Source organism: Diaphorobacter ruginosibacter (genome assembly GCF_014395975.1).
GTDB classification, from domain to species: domain Bacteria; phylum Pseudomonadota; class Gammaproteobacteria; order Burkholderiales; family Burkholderiaceae_C; genus Diaphorobacter_A; species Diaphorobacter_A ruginosibacter.
The window spans coordinates 2,753,397-2,769,033 of the sequence record NZ_CP060714.1 but is presented as its reverse complement, the minus strand read 5'-3'; the positions used below and the strand labels follow the sequence as shown (position 1 = coordinate 2,769,033).

Below are 15,637 nucleotides of genomic sequence, written 5' to 3'. Positions count from 1 at the left end.
CTGGAATCTGGAACTGGGTGCGGGGGCTATGCGGTGGTGGCCTCCTTCAGGTCTCCGCGCGCAAAGAGCTGCCTGCGGATGTCGTTCTTGGTGACCTTGCCGTAGCCGGACCGGGGCAGGGCATCCCAGAAGAAGATGTGGCGCGGCCAGCGGTACCTGGCGCAGCGTCCGTCCAGATGGCCGAGCAGGGACTCGGCATCGAGCGACGGACTGCGTGCGACGACGACGGCAACGCCGATCTCGCCCCATTTGGCGTCGGGAATGCCGAGCACGGCGACCTCGGCCACATCGGGGTGCGTGAGGATGACTTCCTCCACCTCGCGCGGATAGACGTTGGAGCCGCCGGAGATGTACATGTCCGACTCCCGGCCGGTGATGTAGAGCAGCCCGCGGGCGTCGATGCGGCCAATGTCGCCGGTGTGGAACCAGCCGTTGCGTAGCGCCTTGGCCGTGGCCTCCGGGTTGTTGAAATAGCCCGCGAAGACCCCCGGGCCGCGGCAGCAGATCTCTCCCGTGGCTCCTGTCGCGACGGGCTCGTCCCGGGCATCGAGGATGGCCACCTCCATGCCGGTGCGTGGCCTGCCGCACGAGCCGACGTGGGCGTTGGCATCGGCATCGTCCGCTGCGTGCATGCGCGGTGGCAGCACGGTGATGCACCCCGTGACCTCGCCCAGGCCGTAGTACTGCACGAGCACGGGGCCCAGCTTGCGCAGGGCCGTCTGCTGGTCCGCACGGTACATCGGTGCTCCGGCATAGATCACGTAGCGCAGGCTGCTGTGGTCGAAGGCATCCACGCTCGGGTCCTCCACCAGCATCTTCACGATGGTGGGAACGGTGAACAGGTGCGACACGCGATGCTCCTGCACCAGGCTCCAGAACAGGGCCGGATCGAATTTCTCGCTGGGCAGCAGCACGTTGGCGCCGCCGCGTGCCACGTTCAGCAGCGCATGGATTCCTGCGCCATGCGACAGCGGCGCGACGGTGATGGCGGTGTCGCGCTCGTCGATGCCCGGCACCAGGTCCGCGAGGTGGTTCGTCACGATGAAGGCCATCTGCCCGTGCGTGAGCATGGCCGCCTTGGGACGGCCCGTGGTGCCCGAGGTGTAGAAATACCAGAGCGGCTGCTGCGCGGTGACCGCGGCGGGTGCGGGCGGTGCACCCAGGTTGTCGCGCACCAGGGCTTCGTGGCTCCACTCGTTCGCGCGCGGCGTGCCGATGGTCACAACGTGGCGAAGATGGCTCGATGCCGCGCGCACCGCATCGACGTGCTCGGCAAAGCAGTCCTCCGCGAGCATCGCGACGGCCTCGCTCGAGCTGCCCAGATACGCCACCTCCGCGGCAGTGAGCCGGAAGTTGGTCGGCACCCAGACGGCACCCAGGCGGAAGGCCACCCAGCAGCTCTCGAACATCGCCAGGTTGTTGCGCGACTGCACCAGGATCTTGTCACCGGCCTTCACGCCGAGATTGCGCAGGGCCTGGACCATGGCATTGACGCGGTCGTCGATTTCGCGCCAGCTCCATGACCGTTCGCCCTGGATCAGGCCCGGCCGGTCCGGGTGCAGCGCCGCCGTCTGCGACAACAGCAGCGAGAGGTTTGTCACCTGGGCCTGGCTCATACCGCCTCCAGCACGCTCAGGTAGTTGGTGACCGCCGCGCCACCCATGTTGAACACGGCGCCGATGCCGGCTCCTGGCAGCTGCATTTCGCCGGCCTCTCCCGCCAGCTGCATGGCTGCCATCACATGCTGGGAGACGCCCGTCGCTCCGATCGGGTGTCCGCGGGACTTGAGGCCTCCGGAGAGATTCACCGGCAGTGGCCCGCCACGGGAGGTGACGCCGTCCAGCGCCACGCGCGCGCCTTCGCCGTGCCCGGCCAGTCCCATGGCTTCGTACTGCAGCAGCTCGGCCATGGTGAAGCAATCATGCGTCTCGACGAAATGCAGGTCCCCGAGTGACAGCTGTGCATCGTCCAGGCCCTGCTGCCAGGCGCGTGCGGCGCCTTCGAAGCGTGTGGGATCACGGCGCGAGAGTGGCAGGAAGTCGTTGGCCTGCGCACGTCCGCGCCAGCGCACATTGGGGCGGGTGCGGGACGGCGCGGCGGAGATGATGAGTGCTGCCGCACCGTCCGATACCAGCGAGCAGTCCGAGCGCTTGAGCGGCCCTGCCACCATGGGATTCTTCTCCGACGGATGGCGGCAGAAGTCGAAGCCGAAGTCGCGCCGCATGTGGGCGTACGGGTTGCGCATGCCATGGGCATGGTTCTTGGCGGCGATGGTGGCGAGCGCATCGCTCTGGTCGCCGAAGCGCTCGAAGTAGGCCGAGGCGATCTGCCCGAAGATGCCGGCAAAGCCCGCGGGTACGTCGGCCTCCTCCTTCACATAGGAGCACTTGAGCAGCACATCGCCGACCTGCGCCGTGGGCAGCGTGTTCATGCGCTCGAAACCCACGACCAGCGCGTGCCGGACGCGGCCGGACTGCACGGCGTCGAGGGCGGCCCAGATGGCGGCGGACCCGGTCGCGCAGGCGTTCTCCATGCGCATCGCGGGAACGTGCCGCAGTTCCGGGATGGCCATGGCAACGAGCGCGGCCGAGAAGTCCTGTTGCAGGAAGCCGCCGTTGAAGTGACCGACGAAGATACCGTCGATGTCGCGCGGCTCCAGTTCGGCCGTTCCGAGCGCGCCGGTCACGGCATCGCGGATCAGGGTTTCGGACTCGACCTGGTCGAGCTTGCCGAACTGGGTGTGGCCCCAGCCGAGGATGTAGGCATTGTGGTGCAAGAGCGTCTCCTTGTGGTTCTGTCGTCCGGGTGTCCGGGTTCAGGCCGCCTGTGCCTGCGTACGGCGCAGGGTGGGCAGGCCCACGCCGGCGGCATCGAAGCCGCCATCGACGGCGATGAACTGGCCGTTGATGAAGCTGGCCTCCGCGCTGCACAGGAAGCCCACCGCGTTGGCGATCTCTTCCACCGTGCCGTAGCGGCCCTGCGGAATCGCGTCGTAGTAGTCGGAGCGGATGGCCACGCTGTGCACCAGCTTGGCCATCTCGGTTTCCACGGGACCGGGGCACACGGTGTTCACGCGCACCCCGGCATCGCCCAGTTCGACGGCCAGCTGCCTGGTCAGGTGCACGAGCGCTGCCTTGCTCGTGCCATAGGCGACGCGCAGGGTGCTGGCGCGCAGTGCCGAGATCGACGCGATGTTCACGATCGCCGCTCCCTGCTGTTCGAGCAGCAGCGGCGCGAACAGCTGACTGCAGAGGAAGGCGCCATCGAGATTGGTGGACATCACGTCGCGCCACTCCGCGAAGGAGGTCTGCAGCACCGGCTTGAAGACCGCCACGCCGGCGTTGTTCACCAGGCTGTCGGCACGGCCGAAGGTGGACCGCACGGTGGCAACGGCGCGCTCCACGTCCTCGGGGCGGGAGACATCGCAGTTCAGGATCAGCACGTCCGGGTTCTGCCCGAACTCCGTCGTGGCGGCGTCCAGCGCTGCCGCGTCACGGTCCAGCAGCACGACGCGGCGGCCATGGCGCAGGAACCATTGGCCGATCTCCAGGCCGATGCCGCGCGCACCTCCCGTGACGACGGCCACGGGCTTGTCATTCAATACTTTGCTCACTTTGATCTCCGGTTGTGTGGGGGGATGGAAGGGGTACCGCGAAGGCGGGAACCTGGATGGGGTTGTCGGGCAGCCACTCCTCCAGGGTGATCTCGAAGGTGACGCAGACAGTGTTGGCTCCCGCCACGAACGGGCCGCCATAGACGCGGCCGTTCGGATCGGAGACCACCCCGGTCAGCGCGGCGCGCAGCGATCCGTCGGTGTGCGGGCGGACCTCGCCGGCCAGGCTCACGATCTCGACCGCAGGGCCGAGCACGGTCTGGCACGAACCGTCGCGCTGCAGCAGGCAGGCATCGACCAGGCTGCCCAGCGCACCGCGCACGAAGGCGCAGCGGAAGCCTTGGGCGAGGCACAGTTTCTCGACGCTCTGCACCAGATCCTCGTTGGGAGCGATGCGGCCATAAGCGACGCGGCCCATGCGGCCTGCCTCCACATGTAGCAGCTCACCCATGGCTTGGCTCCGGCAGGGGACGCAGCAGCGGCGTGCGGGTCTCTTCGTCCACCTGCAGGCGCAGCTCGAAGCCTTCGAGCGACGTGGCCAGCACGGTGACCGGCGTGTGCCCCACGCGGCAACGGTCGGTAAGCACGTGGCCGCCCGCGATGACGCCATCATCGGTCTGGAAGACGGCGTGGCAATGCACGATGGGGCGACCCTGCTGCGACTTGCCCAGCGTGGCATTGCCGAACAGCAAGCGGGTGGATTGCGACGTCATGGGAGCGCTGTAGCGCACCACGGCCTCGCCGCTCGGGTCGGCTCCGGCGAAGCAGAAGGAAAACGTGCTGAAGTGCCCGCCAATCAGCGTCATGGAGGCACAGGCGACTCCATGCCGGCTCATTGCGTCGACGAGCGCGTCGTGGAGGATGGCCTGTGGCGGGATCGAGAGCCGGAGGTGCTGGCCGCCGGCAGCTTCCATGTGCTCGATGCGGCGGGGGCTGAAGGGGCCTGGATGTACGAGGGTGCGCGGACGCGGCAGCGCCATGCGTGGCTCTGGCATGTGTAGTGTCTCCTGTTGCTTTTGACAGCTTTTCTGGACCCGGAACTGCGGGGTGTCCGCGTGTTGTCCGGGCTTGGGAGAACTCTACGTGGCGGTGATCGATATGGGAATTTTGGAATTTGGAAAGATCGATTCGCATTGCAAATCGATCGGAGGCGGCACTCCGGACGGCGCCGGATGACAGGCAAAGGCGAAAGCGTGCCTGGAAAGACAAGGAGCGCCCTTGGGCGCTCCTTGTCTTGTCGGCCGATCCGGCTGGAGTGGGTGGACTGCTCGGTGCCTCGGTACGCCGGTACTGCGAAAGTCCGTGTCGTCTGGCTCGCCTGTCTGGCCTGTCCAGTGTTACGCGCTGGGCGGGACGAATCCGGCCGCTGCATCCGCGCCGCCGCCGAAGAAGTGACTTTCCATCTGGCGGGCGAGGTATTGGCGGGCGCGGGCGTCGGCGAGGTTCAGCCGGTTCTCGTTCACCAGCATGGTCTGGTGCTTGAGCCAGTCGGCCCAGGCCTGCTTGCTCACATTTTCATAGATGCGCTTGCCCAGCTCGCCTGGGTATGGCGGGAAGTCGAGACCTTCGGCTTCCTGGCCGAGCTTGATGCATTGAACGGTACGTGCCATGGGATCACCCTTTGTTAGACGTTTTTTGAATATAGAACTGAAATCTTATTTGTTCCAGTTTTGACGTGTGACTTCCAGAATGCATGGCATCGGATCCGATTTCAACGGATCAACGACATTTTTCAAGCTCAAAAGACCCGGAAAGCACGCCATGAAGAAAGATCGCCGTCACTTTATCAAGTTTCCAGCCGCACTCGGACTGATCGGGGCCTTGGCCCTGACGGGAATGCCGTCGTTCGCGGCGGATCCGGTCAGCTTCCTGAATGTGTCCTATGACCCGACACGCGAGCTGTACGTCGAGTACAACCAGGCCTTCGCCAAGCACTGGAAGGCCAAGACGGGCCAGGACGTGCAGTTCAAGCAGTCGCACGGCGGCTCGGGCAAGCAGGCGCGCTCGATTCTGGACGGCATCGACGCCGATGTGGCGACGCTCGCCCTCGGCGGCGACATCGATGCCCTTGCCAAGGCGGGTCTCGTCAAGGCCGACTGGCAGCAGCGCTTGCCGCACAACTCCGCCCCCTATGCCTCGACCATCGTGTTCCTGGTGAAGAAGGGCAACCCCAAGGGCATCAAGGATTGGGATGACCTGGTGAAGCCGGGCGTCGGCGTGATCACGCCCAACCCCAAGACCTCGGGCGGCGCGCGCTGGAACTACCTGGCCGCCTGGGAGTTTGCCAAGCGCAAGTACGGCGGCGAGGACAAGGCCAAGGATTTCATCGGCAAGCTCTACCAGAACGTGCCAGTCCTCGACACCGGTGCGCGCGGCGCCACCATCACCTTCGTGCAGCGCGGCGTGGGCGACGTGCTGCTGGCATGGGAGAACGAGGCGTTCCTGGCACTCAAGGAATTCGGTCCCGAGAAGTTCCAGATCGTCGTGCCGTCGCTGTCGATCCTGGCCGAGCCCTCGGTGGCCGTGGTCGACAAGGTGGTTGACAAGAAGGGCAGCCGCGCACTGGCCGAGGAGTACCTGAAGTACCTGTACTCCGACGAGGGGCAGGACATCGCGGGCCGCAACTTCTATCGCCCCAGCAGCGAGAAGGCCAAGGCCAAGTTCGACAAGCAGTTCCCCAAGCTCACGCTGGTGACCATCGACGAGGCCTTTGGCGGCTGGGGCAAGGCCGACAAGGCGCATTTTGCCGACGGCGGCAGCTTCGACCAGATCTACACGAAGAAGCTGCACTGAAGGCGGCTTGCTGCAACACAAGGTGAAGGCCATGACTTCCTCCATTTCTCCTTCTTCCTCCTCTTCTTCTTCCACTCCCGCTGTTCCGGATGGCGGCACGGTCCGGGAGGCTGTGCAACCCGGCCTGCGCGGACGGCTGCGCGGAGCGTTCGCCTGGCTGTGGGATCCGTTCCGTGCGACGGCGAGCCAGGAGGACAGGGAGCGAATGCGGGACGTGGACGCAGAGGCCTTCACCGCGTTCGATGTGCTGATGGTGACGGACATCTCCCCGGTGTCCCGGCACCGGGAACAGCGATGTCGCTGCGATGGTGAATGCGGTTGATGGCGTGCCAACGCCACCAAACCACGCGCTGACCAGCGCTGCAGGCATCCACGGCCAGTCCTGATGCCCGCTATCCGATCTCCATCACCCCGACACCATCGCAGAAAGTAGTTTTCATCATGTCGAACACCAGCCACACCAGCCACACCAGCATTCAAGGCAACCTGCTGCAGGTCACCGCCGCAGCCTGGGGCCTTCTCGTCAACGGTTCGGCGGGCAGCCAGCGCCGCCGGGCCCCTGCGCAGATCACGCGCCGTCTCGGCTTCGCGATCTCGTATTGAGCCCTGTAGAGACCTCATTCGAAACCATCCAAAGGAACCACACCATGTCGATTCAAGCAGTGAACGTGCGCAACCAATTCAAGGGCAAGGTCAGCGAGATCATCCGCGGCGAAGTCGTCTCCGAGGTGGACGTGCAGACCCCGTTCGGCATCGTCACCTCGGTCATCACCACCCGCTCGGTGGACGAACTGGGCCTCGCCAAGGGCTCCGAGGTGGTGGCGCTGGTGAAGTCCACCGAAGTGTCGATCGCCAAGCTCTGACGCACGTCCCATCCACCGACGCCCGGCGCGCCGCATGCGTGAAGACGCATGCGCGCAGCCGGTGTTCTGGCGTTCCAGAATCAACTACAGCAACATGAATTTTCAGCAATTGCGCTCCGTGCGCGAAACCGTGCGCCGCGGGTTCAACCTCACCGACGTCGCGGCCATGCTGCACACCTCGCAGCCGGGCGTCAGCCGCCAGATCAGGGAACTGGAGGAGGAGCTTGGCGTAGAGCTTTTCGTGCGGGCTGGCAAGCGCCTCACGGGCCTGACGCAGCCCGGCCATGTGCTGCTGCCGATCGTCGAGCGACTGCTGCTCGAGTCCGAGAACCTCAAGCGCGCCGGCGACGATTTCGGACGCAGCCGCAGTGGCGGGCTGGTCGTGGCCGCCACCCACTCCCAGGCGCGCTATGCATTGCCCCAGGTGGTGCGTGATTTTCGTGAGATCTGCCCCGACGTTTCACTGCATCTGCGCCAGGGCTCGCCCGACCAGATCGCGCAGATGCTGCTGTCGGGCGAGGCGGACATCGGCGTGGCGACCGAGGCCCTCGGCAGCCACGACCAGCTGGTGACGCTGCCGTGCTACCGCTGGACGCATTCCATTGTCGTGCCTCCGGGTCACCCTCTGCTCGAACTGGAGGAGGGCGCCGTGACGCTGGAGCATCTCACGCGCTACCCGATCATCACCTATGAGTCGGGCTACACCGGGCGCGCCCACATCGACGCGGCCTTCGCGCGTGCGGGCCTCACCCCCGACATCGTGCTCACCGCCATGGACGCGGACGTCATCAAGACCTATGTGGAACTGGAGATGGGCGTGGGCATCGTCGCTGCCATCGCCTTCGACCCCGACCGCGACCGCCACCTGCGGGCACTCGATGCGCGCCACCTGTTCGAGGTGAACCTGACGCGCCTCGGCCTGCGGCGCGGCACGTGGCTGCGCAGCTACGCCTACAGCTTCATCGAGGCCTTCGTGCCCACGCTGACGCGCGACGTGGTGGAGGGGGCGCTGAAGTCGGAAATCGTGGAGTGCGAGTATGTGATCTGAGGCTGCAGGCCGAGTACGGGGAGGGTGGGGCGGGTGGAGCGGGCAACCCGGCCCCCCTCACACACCCATCCCGGACCGGCAGGTCACATCGATGCCTTGAGCATGTCGCGGTAGTCCTCGGGCGATGCCTCGCGCGGATTGGTCTTGTGGCAGTGGTCCGCGAGCGCACCCTTGATCACGTCGTCGAACATGGATTCGGTCACGCCCAGTGCGGCAAGGCCGGTCGGCAAGCCCAGGCGAGCCGTCTTGTCGCGCACGGCCTGCGCCACGTCGCCGCCTGCACCCAGTCCCATGGCATGCGCCATGCGCTCGAGGCGCCTGTCCTTGCGGACCTGGGCGTCTTCTGCGTTGAAGCGGATCACCGCGGGCAGGAAGACGGCATTCAGCGTGCCATGGTGCAGGCGCGGGTTCAGGCCGCCCAGGCTGTGGCTCAGCGAATGCACGCAGCCCAGCCCCTTCTGGAAGGCCATGGCGCCCTGCATGCTGGCGCTCATCATGTTCAATCGTGCCTCCTTGTTCGCGCCGTCGCGGGTGGCCGTCTCGATGTGCGCCCAGCCGCGCTCGAGGCCGTCGAGTGCAATGCCGTCAGCGGGCGGGTTGAAGGCCGACGACATGAAGGTTTCCATGCAGTGTGCGATCGCGTCCATGCCGGTGGCAGCCGTGAGCTGCGGCGGCAGGCCGAGCGTCAGCGCGGGGTCGCAGATGGCCGTTCGGGGCACGAGGTGCCAGGAGTGGAAGCCCAGCTTGCGATGATCGTCCACGATGATGATGGCACCGCGCGCCACTTCGCTGCCCGTGCCGCTGGTGGTGGGCACGGCGATCAGCGGCACGGCACGTTCGGTGATGCGCGGCGAACCGCCCTCGATGGTGGCATAGGTCTTGAGCGGGCCTTCGTGCGTGGCGGCGATCGCGATGCCCTTCGCGCAATCGATGGCCGAACCGCCGCCTACCGCGATCAGCCCGTCGCACTGGCCGCTCTTGAACAGTTCCACGGCGGCGCGCACGGCGGCCTCGGTGGGATTGGAGGGGGTCTGGTCGAACACGCTGACCGTCATGGCGGGCATGGCATCCAGCACCTTCTGGAGCACGCCGGCGGCTTTCACGCCCTGGTCCGTCACGACGAGCGGCCGGGTGATGCCGCTGCGGGCGCATTCCTGCGGGAGCAGGGCGACTGCGCCGTAGTCGAACTGGATCTGCGTGACGTAGTAGATGAAAGCCATGGTGCGATGTCTCCGGTCTTGGATTTACGATACATGCAGATTACCTCAGGAGGCCTTCATGATTTCGAAATCCGCGTTGATTCCGCTGGCGTTGTCTGTCTTCTGCGCGACAAGTGCAGGGGCAGCCTGCCTGCAGCCGGGCGAGGTGGCCCAGCTCATGCAGAATTACGTGGCGCTCAAGCCCTCGCCCAACATTGCGCATCTCTCCGACGACGACGGCGCATGCTCGAGGGCGCGGTTCAACGCCTTGCTCAGCCAGGCGTTCGACAAGGTGGTCGGCTACAAGGCGGGGTTGACGAACCCAGCAGTGCAGCAGCGCTTCGGCACCAACAAGCCGGTCTGGGGCGTGCTGTACTCGGGCATGATCCAGCCGAATGACACCACGCTTCCCGTGCGGTTCGGCGCACACCCGTTGTTCGAGGCCGATCTGCTGGTCCGAGTGAAGCACGTGAACGTCAATGTGGCGCGCACGCCGGCCGAGGTGCTGGAGAACATCGACCAGATCATCCCGTTCATCGAGTTGCCGGACCTGCTGGTGGAGAACCCGGCCACGCTCAACGGCGCGGGCGTTGCCGCCATCAACGTGGGCGCGCGTGCGGGGGTGGCGGGCGAGCCGATCTCCGTGCCGGTGTTCCCGGAGCAGCAGCGCGTCTACCTGCAGGCGCTGGCCGACATGTCCATACAGCTCACCGACAATTCCGGCGCGACGCTCGCGAGCGGCAAGGGCAGCGATATCCTTGGGCATCCGCTCAATGCGGTGGTCTGGATCGCGCAGGCGCTGCGGCAGGAGAACATCCAGCTCAAGCCGGGCGATCTGGTGAGCCTTGGATCGTTTTCGCCGCTCATGCCACCCAAGGCAGGCCTCAGCGTGACCGCGACCTACCTCGGTCTGCCCGGCGCCAAGCCGGTCAGAGTGAACTTTCAGCCTCCCGTGTTTCCAGGACAATCAGATTGACATCCGCCGGTTTCGAATCTCCCGCACTTCCCCCGGGCGTGCAGCTCACGCCCCAGATGCGCAACGTGATCGAGCGCATGGCGCGTGCAAGGCATGCGCCCATGCATATGCTGCCTCCGGCAGAGGCCCGCGCCTTCTATGAAATGGGGTCGGGCGTGCTCGAGGTGCCCAAGGCCGGGCTGCCGCGCGTGGAGGATTTCACGATCCCCGTGCGCGACGGCTTTGCCATTCCCGCGCGCCTCTATGCGCCGACCCTGGAGAGCGGCCTGCCGCTGCTGCTCTATACGCATGGCGGCGGCTTCACCATCGGAAGCATCAGCACGCACGATACGCTGTGCCGCGAAATCGCACGGCTCGCCGGCTGCATGGTGGTGTCGATCGACTACCGGCTGTCTCCCGAACACCAGTTTCCCGTGGCGACCAACGATGCATGGGATGCATTGCAGTGGCTTGCGGGCCATGCCGCCGACATGGGGGCTGACGGTTCGCGGCTTGCCGTGGGCGGTGACAGCGCAGGGGGGACGCTTGCGGCGGTGAACGCGATCCAGGCGCGCGACGCGGGTATCGCGCTCAGGCTCCAGATGCTGTTCTATCCGGGCACCACGGCGCACCAGGACACGGAGTCGCACAAGACCTTTGCGCACGGACTGGTGCTCGAAGCGGAGGCCGTGAGCTGGTATTTCGACAACTACATTCCTCGCCGCGCGGATCGCGAGGACTGGCGGTTCGCGCCGCTGCTCGCGCCGGACGTGGACGATGTGGCGCCCGCGTGGATCGGCCTGGCGGAGCTCGACCCCCTGGTCGACGAAGGCATCGCCTATGCCGACAAGCTGCGCCTGTCGGGTGTGCCGGTGGATCTGGAGATCTATCGCGGCGTGACCCATGAATTCATCAAGATGGGCCGCGCGCTGCCGGAAGCCCGCCAGGCGCATGCCGACGCGGCGCGCGCATTGCGCGAGGCGTTCGAGTCCTGACGAGGCATCTCGACCCCCATCATCATTTCCCAACAAACAGCGAATCCAGAGCAGAAAATGAAACGACAGGACTTCCGTTGCACCGCCCGACTGCGCGTGCGCTGGGCCGAGGTGGACATCCAGAAGATTGTCTTCAACGCGCATTACCTGACCTATGCGGACGTGGGCATGACTGAGTACTGGCGTGCGCTGGCGATGCCCTATGAGGCCGCCATGCGCAGCCTGGGGGGCGATATCTACCTGAAGAAGGCCACGGTGGAGTACCACGCCTCGGCGCACCTCGACGACCTGCTGGACGTCGGCATGCGCTGCGCGCGGGTCGGCACGTCCTCGCTGGCGTTCGAGTGCGGCATCTTTGCGGGCGACCGGCTGCTGGTGAGCGTCGAGCTGATCTACGTGTTCGCCGATCCGGCGAGCCAGAGTTCCCGCCCCGTGCCGCAGTTGCTGCGGGATGCCATCGCGCATTTCGAGGCGGGCGACGAGGTGGTCACGCTGAAGGTCGCGGATTGGGCAACGCTTGGCAAGGACGCGAGCGAGGTGCGCAAGGCGGTGTTCATCGAGGAGCAGGGCATTTCCCCTGAGATCGAACTCGATGCGTTCGATGCCACGGCCATGCATGCGGTCGCCTTCAATCTTCTGGGCATGCCGGTGGCCACGGGCCGGCTGCTGCAGGATGCCCCGGCGGAGGCGCGCATCGGCCGCATGGCGGTGGCGCGCGTGCTGCGCGGGCAGCGCTGGGGCAGGGCGATCCTGGATGCCCTGGTCGATGCGTCGCGCACGCGTGGCGACGCCCGGGTGACGCTGCATGCGCAATGCAGCGCCGAAGGCTTCTACCGGCGTGCGGATTTCGAGGTGGTGGGCGAGCCCTATGAGGAAGCAGGCATCGCGCACATCACCATGCAGAAGCGCCTGCAGGCATAGCGTGCAGGCACGGGAGCCCTCCATGAATCAACTGCTGGATGCCTGGCAGGCCGTGCTGGCCGAGCGATTTCCGGATTGCCACATCCTGTGCGAGGAGGATGCAACGGCACGCATCGAGGTGCCAGGTGCGGGGGTGCTGAAGATCGATGTCTTCGTGCATGACCTGAAACCCGGTGGCCTGAGCGCACGGCGCTGGGAGCCGGGTGTGGAGATGCGGCCCCACGAACGCATGCACGGCTGGATGAGCATCAGTGATGCCCAGGGCAAGCGGATGCATTTCGAGGTGACCTGCTCGGCGGAGCGCTTTGGACAGGTCGTGGACGACTGGCTTTCTCCCCTGCCTCCGGTTCCTGCGCAACTGACGGTTGCACCTGGACAGGGGCACGCATCGCCCGCCCGGAAACGCACCGCCGTGACCACGAGCACGGACAGGGGCAGGGAGCCCGCCATCGAGGTCGACGTGTCACCCGCGCTGCTGGAGGCATTGCCCGATGCCACGCAGGAATTGGCCCGCTGGCGGGCCGATCTGGCGCGCATTGCTGCTGCTCGTGTCAGCGCATCCTGGCCACTCGATGAGAAAGGCAGGCCCGTTGCACGCAGCGTGGCCGTCCTGGCGGCCTACGGGCCGCCCACACGCAAGCGCCAGCCCTGCCTGCTGCTGGTGTCAGGCGCTCAGCGCGACATGCCGCTGTGGCGGGTGCGGCTCTCGAACGAGTTTCTGCACAACCATCGATTCGACTGGACGCAAGCTCCCTGGCAGTGGGCGGGCGATGCGGACCCGCCGGTCCTGGGCGGAAAGGCGCTGGAGGCGGGCATGCTCATTCGTGAAGGCAGGGTGGGGCAGGCCTGCGATCTATTGGGTGTGCGCGTGTCCGATCGGGTCCGCCTGCTGGCCGCAGGGTTGCCTTTCGAGCGCTTCCTGCGCATGCCTGCCTCATGGCCTGACGAACTGGCCCACGCGCTGCGGCAGCTCGCTCCCTGGCGCATGGCCCGGGGGCTCGAGCGCATCCAGTCGGAACTGGAGCGCACCAACAAGAAGCCGCCCCGCCCGGGAAGCTGGCAGCGCAAGCTGTTCTGGCTTTCGGGGCAGCGCAGCCAGGTGAAATACGGGCTGGGCATCCGGTTCGCCGCTGATGGCATCCCGGAGCTGGACATCATCGCGACGGCGTCCAACGAGCATTTCCCGGATGTGGACTGGCGCTGGGGCGAGACAGCCCGGCACCAGCCTGTCAACCAGGTGTCCACCACCCCCGGAGGGGCTCAGATGTCTTCGAGCAAGGTGTAGGGCAGCGCCTGCAGATGCAGCCGGGGACCGGTGGCCGAGCCGGCGTGCAGCGCCTCGTCGGCCGAGGCGATCTGCAGCGAGACCAGTGCTTCCACGCCGCCGGCGGGCGATGGCGCGGCCTGCACGACGGTGCCTGCGGGTTGCTCGGCGTCGTCTGCCCTGAACACATCCGTGCCCGCTGCAAGGCTGTCCGCGTCCACATGCGCCAGATAGGTGCGGCGCTTGAGCGTTCCCCGGAACTGGCTGCGGGCAACGATCTCCTGGCCTGGATAGCAGCCCTTCTTGAAATTCACGCCGCCGACCGACTCGTAGTTCACCATCTGCGGTACGAAGGCTTCGAAGAGCGGCTGTGTGAGCGTGGCCACGCCGCTTCGCACCTCGCTCAACTGCCATGCAGCTTCGGCCAGGGGCGCGCCCTGCGGCGAAGGCGTCTCCGCGGGGGCGATCCACAGCGCCCGCGGCTGGCCGTCGGCGGGGTACAACTGGACGATGCTGGCCTCGGCGTCGGCCGTGACCGACCAGGGGGCCGCACCCGTAGGCACTGCCGAGCCCGCAAGACCGCGGATCACGAACTCAGCCGTGGCATCGGCCAGCTTGGCCTTGGCGCGCAGCACGAACATGGACAGGCGGCGCAGCGTCTGGGCGAGCAGGTCGCGCGAGCAGATCAGCAGAATTTCGTCTGCCGCGCGCTTGACACCGATGAAGCTGGCCTGCATGCGGCCCTTGGCATTCAGGAATGCCGCCAGACGGGCTTCTCCGGGTTTCTGCAGCGCGAAATCCTGGGTCAGCTGACCATGGATGAAGCTGGCGGCGTCCTCGCCCTTCACGCGGATCACGCCAAGATGTTGCAAGGGAGGTGTAACGCCGTCGAAAGGCACTGACGCAGTGTGGTTCATGGGTGAATTATGATGCTCTGTTCCATTCACACGCTTGGTAGGGTTGTGCGTCGATTCATTATTTTCCTGGTGCTTGTGGCACTTGCCGCAGCGGGTGCGGCGTATTGGTGGCTGCACGCGCCGCTGCCGCTGCGTGCGAGTGGAACCGGCGGGGAACCGCTGGAGCTTGAGATCGAGCCCGGGACGACCCCGCGCGGGGTCGCCGCCGCCGCCGTGAAGGCGGGCGTGCAGACGGATGCCCGCCTGCTGTACTACTGGTTCCGTCTGTCTGGCCAGGATCGTCAGATCAAGGCGGGCAACTACGAGATTCCGGCCGGCACGACGCCGTATCAACTACTGCAAAAGCTGGCGCGCGGCGAATCGAGCCTGCGCGCGGTCACCGTGGTGGAGGGCTGGACCTTCAGGCAGATGCGCGCTGCACTGGCCAAGGCCGATGCGCTGAGGCCGGACACGGCGGCGATGTCGAACGAGGAGCTGATGAAGGCGCTCGGCCGCGAGGGCGTCCCGGCGGAGGGGCGCTTCTTCCCGGATACCTACACTTATGCCAAGGGCAGCAGCGACCTCGCGGTGCTGAACCGCGCATTGCACGCCATGGACCGCCGACTCGAGGCCGCCTGGTCGCAGCGCGAGTCCGATACGCCGCTCAAGTCGGCCGGCGAGGCACTGATTCTGGCGAGCATCGTCGAGAAGGAAACCGGCAGCGCGCAGGATCGCGCGGAGATCGCGGGCGTGTTCGCCAACCGCCTGCGCATCGGCATGCTGCTGCAGACGGACCCGACGGTGATCTACGGCATGGGGGAGCGGTTCGACGGCAATCTGCGCAAGCGCGACCTGCAGGCCGACACCCCCTGGAACACCTATACGCGTGCAGGGTTGCCACCGACCCCGATCTCGCTGCCGGGCAAGGCAGCGTTGCTGGCGGCCGTGCAGCCGGCGCGCACGAAGGCGCTGTACTTCGTGGCCAAGGGCGATGGCTCCAGCCACTTCAGCACATCGCTGGACGAGCACAACCGTGCCGTGAACCGCTACCAGCGCGGGCAACGCCCGGCAAAGGGCGAAGAGGAATGAG

At 66.4% G+C, this 15,637-nt stretch carries 18 protein-coding genes; 10 read left to right on the top strand and 8 right to left on the bottom strand.

Going from position 1 to position 15,637, the window contains the following annotated elements; genetic code table 11:
* Positions 1–26: 26 nt before the first annotated feature.
* From H9K76_RS12485 to H9K76_RS12460, 6 genes are all read right to left on the bottom strand, one after another.
* The gene (locus tag H9K76_RS12485; protein ID WP_187595756.1) at positions 27–1,616 is read right to left on the bottom strand and encodes an acyl-CoA synthetase; all 1,590 of its coding nucleotides are present in this window, start codon (positions 1,614–1,616) and stop codon (positions 27–29) included.
* Complete coding sequence (locus H9K76_RS12480) at positions 1,613–2,776, bottom strand: acetyl-CoA acetyltransferase (RefSeq protein ID WP_187595755.1); 1,164 nt, start codon at positions 2,774–2,776, stop codon at positions 1,613–1,615. The genes H9K76_RS12485 and H9K76_RS12480 overlap by 4 nt, the downstream gene beginning before the upstream one ends.
* A gap of 39 nt (positions 2,777–2,815) precedes the next feature.
* Positions 2,816–3,613, bottom strand: coding sequence for an SDR family NAD(P)-dependent oxidoreductase (locus tag H9K76_RS12475; RefSeq protein WP_187600816.1), 798 nt, complete (start codon positions 3,611–3,613; stop codon positions 2,816–2,818).
* On the bottom strand, positions 3,594–4,064 hold the full coding sequence (locus tag H9K76_RS12470) for a PPC domain-containing DNA-binding protein (RefSeq protein ID WP_187595754.1): 471 nt from the start codon (positions 4,062–4,064) through the stop codon (positions 3,594–3,596). The genes H9K76_RS12475 and H9K76_RS12470 overlap by 20 nt, the downstream gene beginning before the upstream one ends.
* Complete coding sequence (locus H9K76_RS12465; RefSeq protein ID WP_187595753.1) at positions 4,057–4,608, bottom strand: PPC domain-containing DNA-binding protein; 552 nt, start codon at positions 4,606–4,608, stop codon at positions 4,057–4,059. Before H9K76_RS12465 ends, H9K76_RS12470 begins: the two co-directional genes overlap by 8 nt.
* A gap of 342 nt (positions 4,609–4,950) precedes the next feature.
* Positions 4,951–5,223: an oxidative damage protection protein gene (locus H9K76_RS12460; RefSeq protein ID WP_187595752.1), complete on the bottom strand. Its 273-nt coding sequence runs from the start codon at positions 5,221–5,223 to the stop codon at positions 4,951–4,953.
* 151 nt (positions 5,224–5,374) lie between these two features.
* Here H9K76_RS12460 and H9K76_RS12455 point away from each other — a divergent pair, with 151 nt between their 5' ends.
* From H9K76_RS12455 to H9K76_RS12435, 5 genes are all read left to right on the top strand, one after another.
* Positions 5,375–6,406, top strand: coding sequence for a sulfate ABC transporter substrate-binding protein (locus tag H9K76_RS12455; protein WP_187595751.1), 1,032 nt, complete (start codon positions 5,375–5,377; stop codon positions 6,404–6,406).
* Positions 6,407–6,437: 31 nt separating this feature from the next.
* Positions 6,438–6,728, top strand: coding sequence for a hypothetical protein (locus H9K76_RS12450; RefSeq protein WP_187595750.1), 291 nt, complete (start codon positions 6,438–6,440; stop codon positions 6,726–6,728).
* 119 nt (positions 6,729–6,847) lie between these two features.
* A complete protein-coding gene (locus H9K76_RS12445) occupies positions 6,848–7,009 on the top strand; it encodes a hypothetical protein (protein WP_187595749.1) in 162 nt (53 codons plus the stop codon).
* Between the two features lie 44 nt (positions 7,010–7,053).
* A complete protein-coding gene (locus H9K76_RS12440; protein ID WP_187595748.1) occupies positions 7,054–7,269 on the top strand; it encodes a TOBE domain-containing protein in 216 nt (71 codons plus the stop codon).
* 94 nt (positions 7,270–7,363) lie between these two features.
* Positions 7,364–8,317 (top strand): CysB family HTH-type transcriptional regulator, encoded by a 954-nt coding sequence (locus H9K76_RS12435; RefSeq protein ID WP_187600617.1) that lies wholly within the window; start codon positions 7,364–7,366, stop codon positions 8,315–8,317.
* 83 nt (positions 8,318–8,400) lie between these two features.
* Here H9K76_RS12435 and H9K76_RS12430 read toward each other — a convergent pair whose 3' ends face one another.
* Positions 8,401–9,537 (bottom strand): iron-containing alcohol dehydrogenase, encoded by a 1,137-nt coding sequence (locus H9K76_RS12430; protein WP_187595747.1) that lies wholly within the window; start codon positions 9,535–9,537, stop codon positions 8,401–8,403.
* Positions 9,538–9,595: 58 nt separating this feature from the next.
* Between H9K76_RS12430 and H9K76_RS12425 the strand changes: the two genes are divergently transcribed.
* Genes H9K76_RS12425 through H9K76_RS12410 form a run of 4 tightly spaced genes read left to right on the top strand, consistent with a single transcriptional unit; the run spans position 9,596 to position 13,672 of the window.
* Positions 9,596–10,492, top strand: a complete 897-nt coding sequence (locus tag H9K76_RS12425) for a 2-keto-4-pentenoate hydratase (RefSeq protein ID WP_187595746.1) — start codon at positions 9,596–9,598, stop codon at positions 10,490–10,492.
* Positions 10,493–10,548: 56 nt separating this feature from the next.
* Entirely contained in the window at positions 10,549–11,466 is a 918-nt protein-coding gene (locus H9K76_RS12420; protein WP_187600616.1) for an alpha/beta hydrolase, read from the top strand.
* 57 nt (positions 11,467–11,523) lie between these two features.
* Positions 11,524–12,387, top strand: a complete 864-nt coding sequence (locus H9K76_RS12415; RefSeq protein ID WP_187595745.1) for a YbgC/FadM family acyl-CoA thioesterase — start codon at positions 11,524–11,526, stop codon at positions 12,385–12,387.
* A gap of 22 nt (positions 12,388–12,409) precedes the next feature.
* The gene (locus tag H9K76_RS12410; RefSeq protein ID WP_187595744.1) at positions 12,410–13,672 is read left to right on the top strand and encodes a hypothetical protein; all 1,263 of its coding nucleotides are present in this window, start codon (positions 12,410–12,412) and stop codon (positions 13,670–13,672) included.
* On the opposite strand, the gene ygfZ is transcribed toward H9K76_RS12410, so the two are convergent.
* The gene (ygfZ, locus tag H9K76_RS12405; protein ID WP_187595743.1) at positions 13,648–14,568 is read right to left on the bottom strand and encodes a CAF17-like 4Fe-4S cluster assembly/insertion protein YgfZ; all 921 of its coding nucleotides are present in this window, start codon (positions 14,566–14,568) and stop codon (positions 13,648–13,650) included. The two genes, H9K76_RS12410 and ygfZ, sit on opposite strands and share 25 nt — an antisense overlap.
* A gap of 12 nt (positions 14,569–14,580) precedes the next feature.
* On the opposite strand from ygfZ, the gene mltG reads away from it, so the two are divergent.
* On the top strand, positions 14,581–15,636 hold the full coding sequence (mltG, locus tag H9K76_RS12400) for an endolytic transglycosylase MltG (protein ID WP_425489577.1): 1,056 nt from the start codon (positions 14,581–14,583) through the stop codon (positions 15,634–15,636).
* Position 15,637 lies beyond the last annotated feature (1 nt).

Bases quoted from the DNA above. Each gene is read 5' to 3' on its own strand.
- H9K76_RS12435 (WP_187600617.1), top strand. From the start codon at position 7,364: ATGAATTTTCAGCAATTGCGCTCCGTGCGCGAAACCGTGCGCCGCGGG.
- H9K76_RS12460 (WP_187595752.1), bottom strand. From the start codon at position 5,223: ATGGCACGTACCGTTCAATGCATCAAGCTCGGCCAGGAAGCCGAAGGT.
- H9K76_RS12470 (WP_187595754.1), bottom strand. From the start codon at position 4,064: ATGGGTGAGCTGCTACATGTGGAGGCAGGCCGCATGGGCCGCGTCGCT.
- H9K76_RS12430 (WP_187595747.1), bottom strand. From the start codon at position 9,537: ATGGCTTTCATCTACTACGTCACGCAGATCCAGTTCGACTACGGCGCA.
- H9K76_RS12440 (WP_187595748.1), top strand. From the start codon at position 7,054: ATGTCGATTCAAGCAGTGAACGTGCGCAACCAATTCAAGGGCAAGGTC.
- H9K76_RS12425 (WP_187595746.1), top strand. From the start codon at position 9,596: ATGATTTCGAAATCCGCGTTGATTCCGCTGGCGTTGTCTGTCTTCTGC.
- mltG (WP_425489577.1), top strand. From the start codon at position 14,581: ATGCTCTGTTCCATTCACACGCTTGGTAGGGTTGTGCGTCGATTCATT.
- H9K76_RS12465 (WP_187595753.1), bottom strand. From the start codon at position 4,608: ATGCCAGAGCCACGCATGGCGCTGCCGCGTCCGCGCACCCTCGTACAT.
- H9K76_RS12420 (WP_187600616.1), top strand. From the start codon at position 10,549: ATGCGCAACGTGATCGAGCGCATGGCGCGTGCAAGGCATGCGCCCATG.
- H9K76_RS12455 (WP_187595751.1), top strand. From the start codon at position 5,375: ATGAAGAAAGATCGCCGTCACTTTATCAAGTTTCCAGCCGCACTCGGA.
- H9K76_RS12450 (WP_187595750.1), top strand. From the start codon at position 6,438: ATGACTTCCTCCATTTCTCCTTCTTCCTCCTCTTCTTCTTCCACTCCC.
- H9K76_RS12415 (WP_187595745.1), top strand. From the start codon at position 11,524: ATGAAACGACAGGACTTCCGTTGCACCGCCCGACTGCGCGTGCGCTGG.
- H9K76_RS12485 (WP_187595756.1), bottom strand. From the start codon at position 1,616: ATGAGCCAGGCCCAGGTGACAAACCTCTCGCTGCTGTTGTCGCAGACG.
- H9K76_RS12445 (WP_187595749.1), top strand. From the start codon at position 6,848: ATGTCGAACACCAGCCACACCAGCCACACCAGCATTCAAGGCAACCTG.
- ygfZ (WP_187595743.1), bottom strand. From the start codon at position 14,568: ATGAACCACACTGCGTCAGTGCCTTTCGACGGCGTTACACCTCCCTTG.
- H9K76_RS12410 (WP_187595744.1), top strand. From the start codon at position 12,410: ATGAATCAACTGCTGGATGCCTGGCAGGCCGTGCTGGCCGAGCGATTT.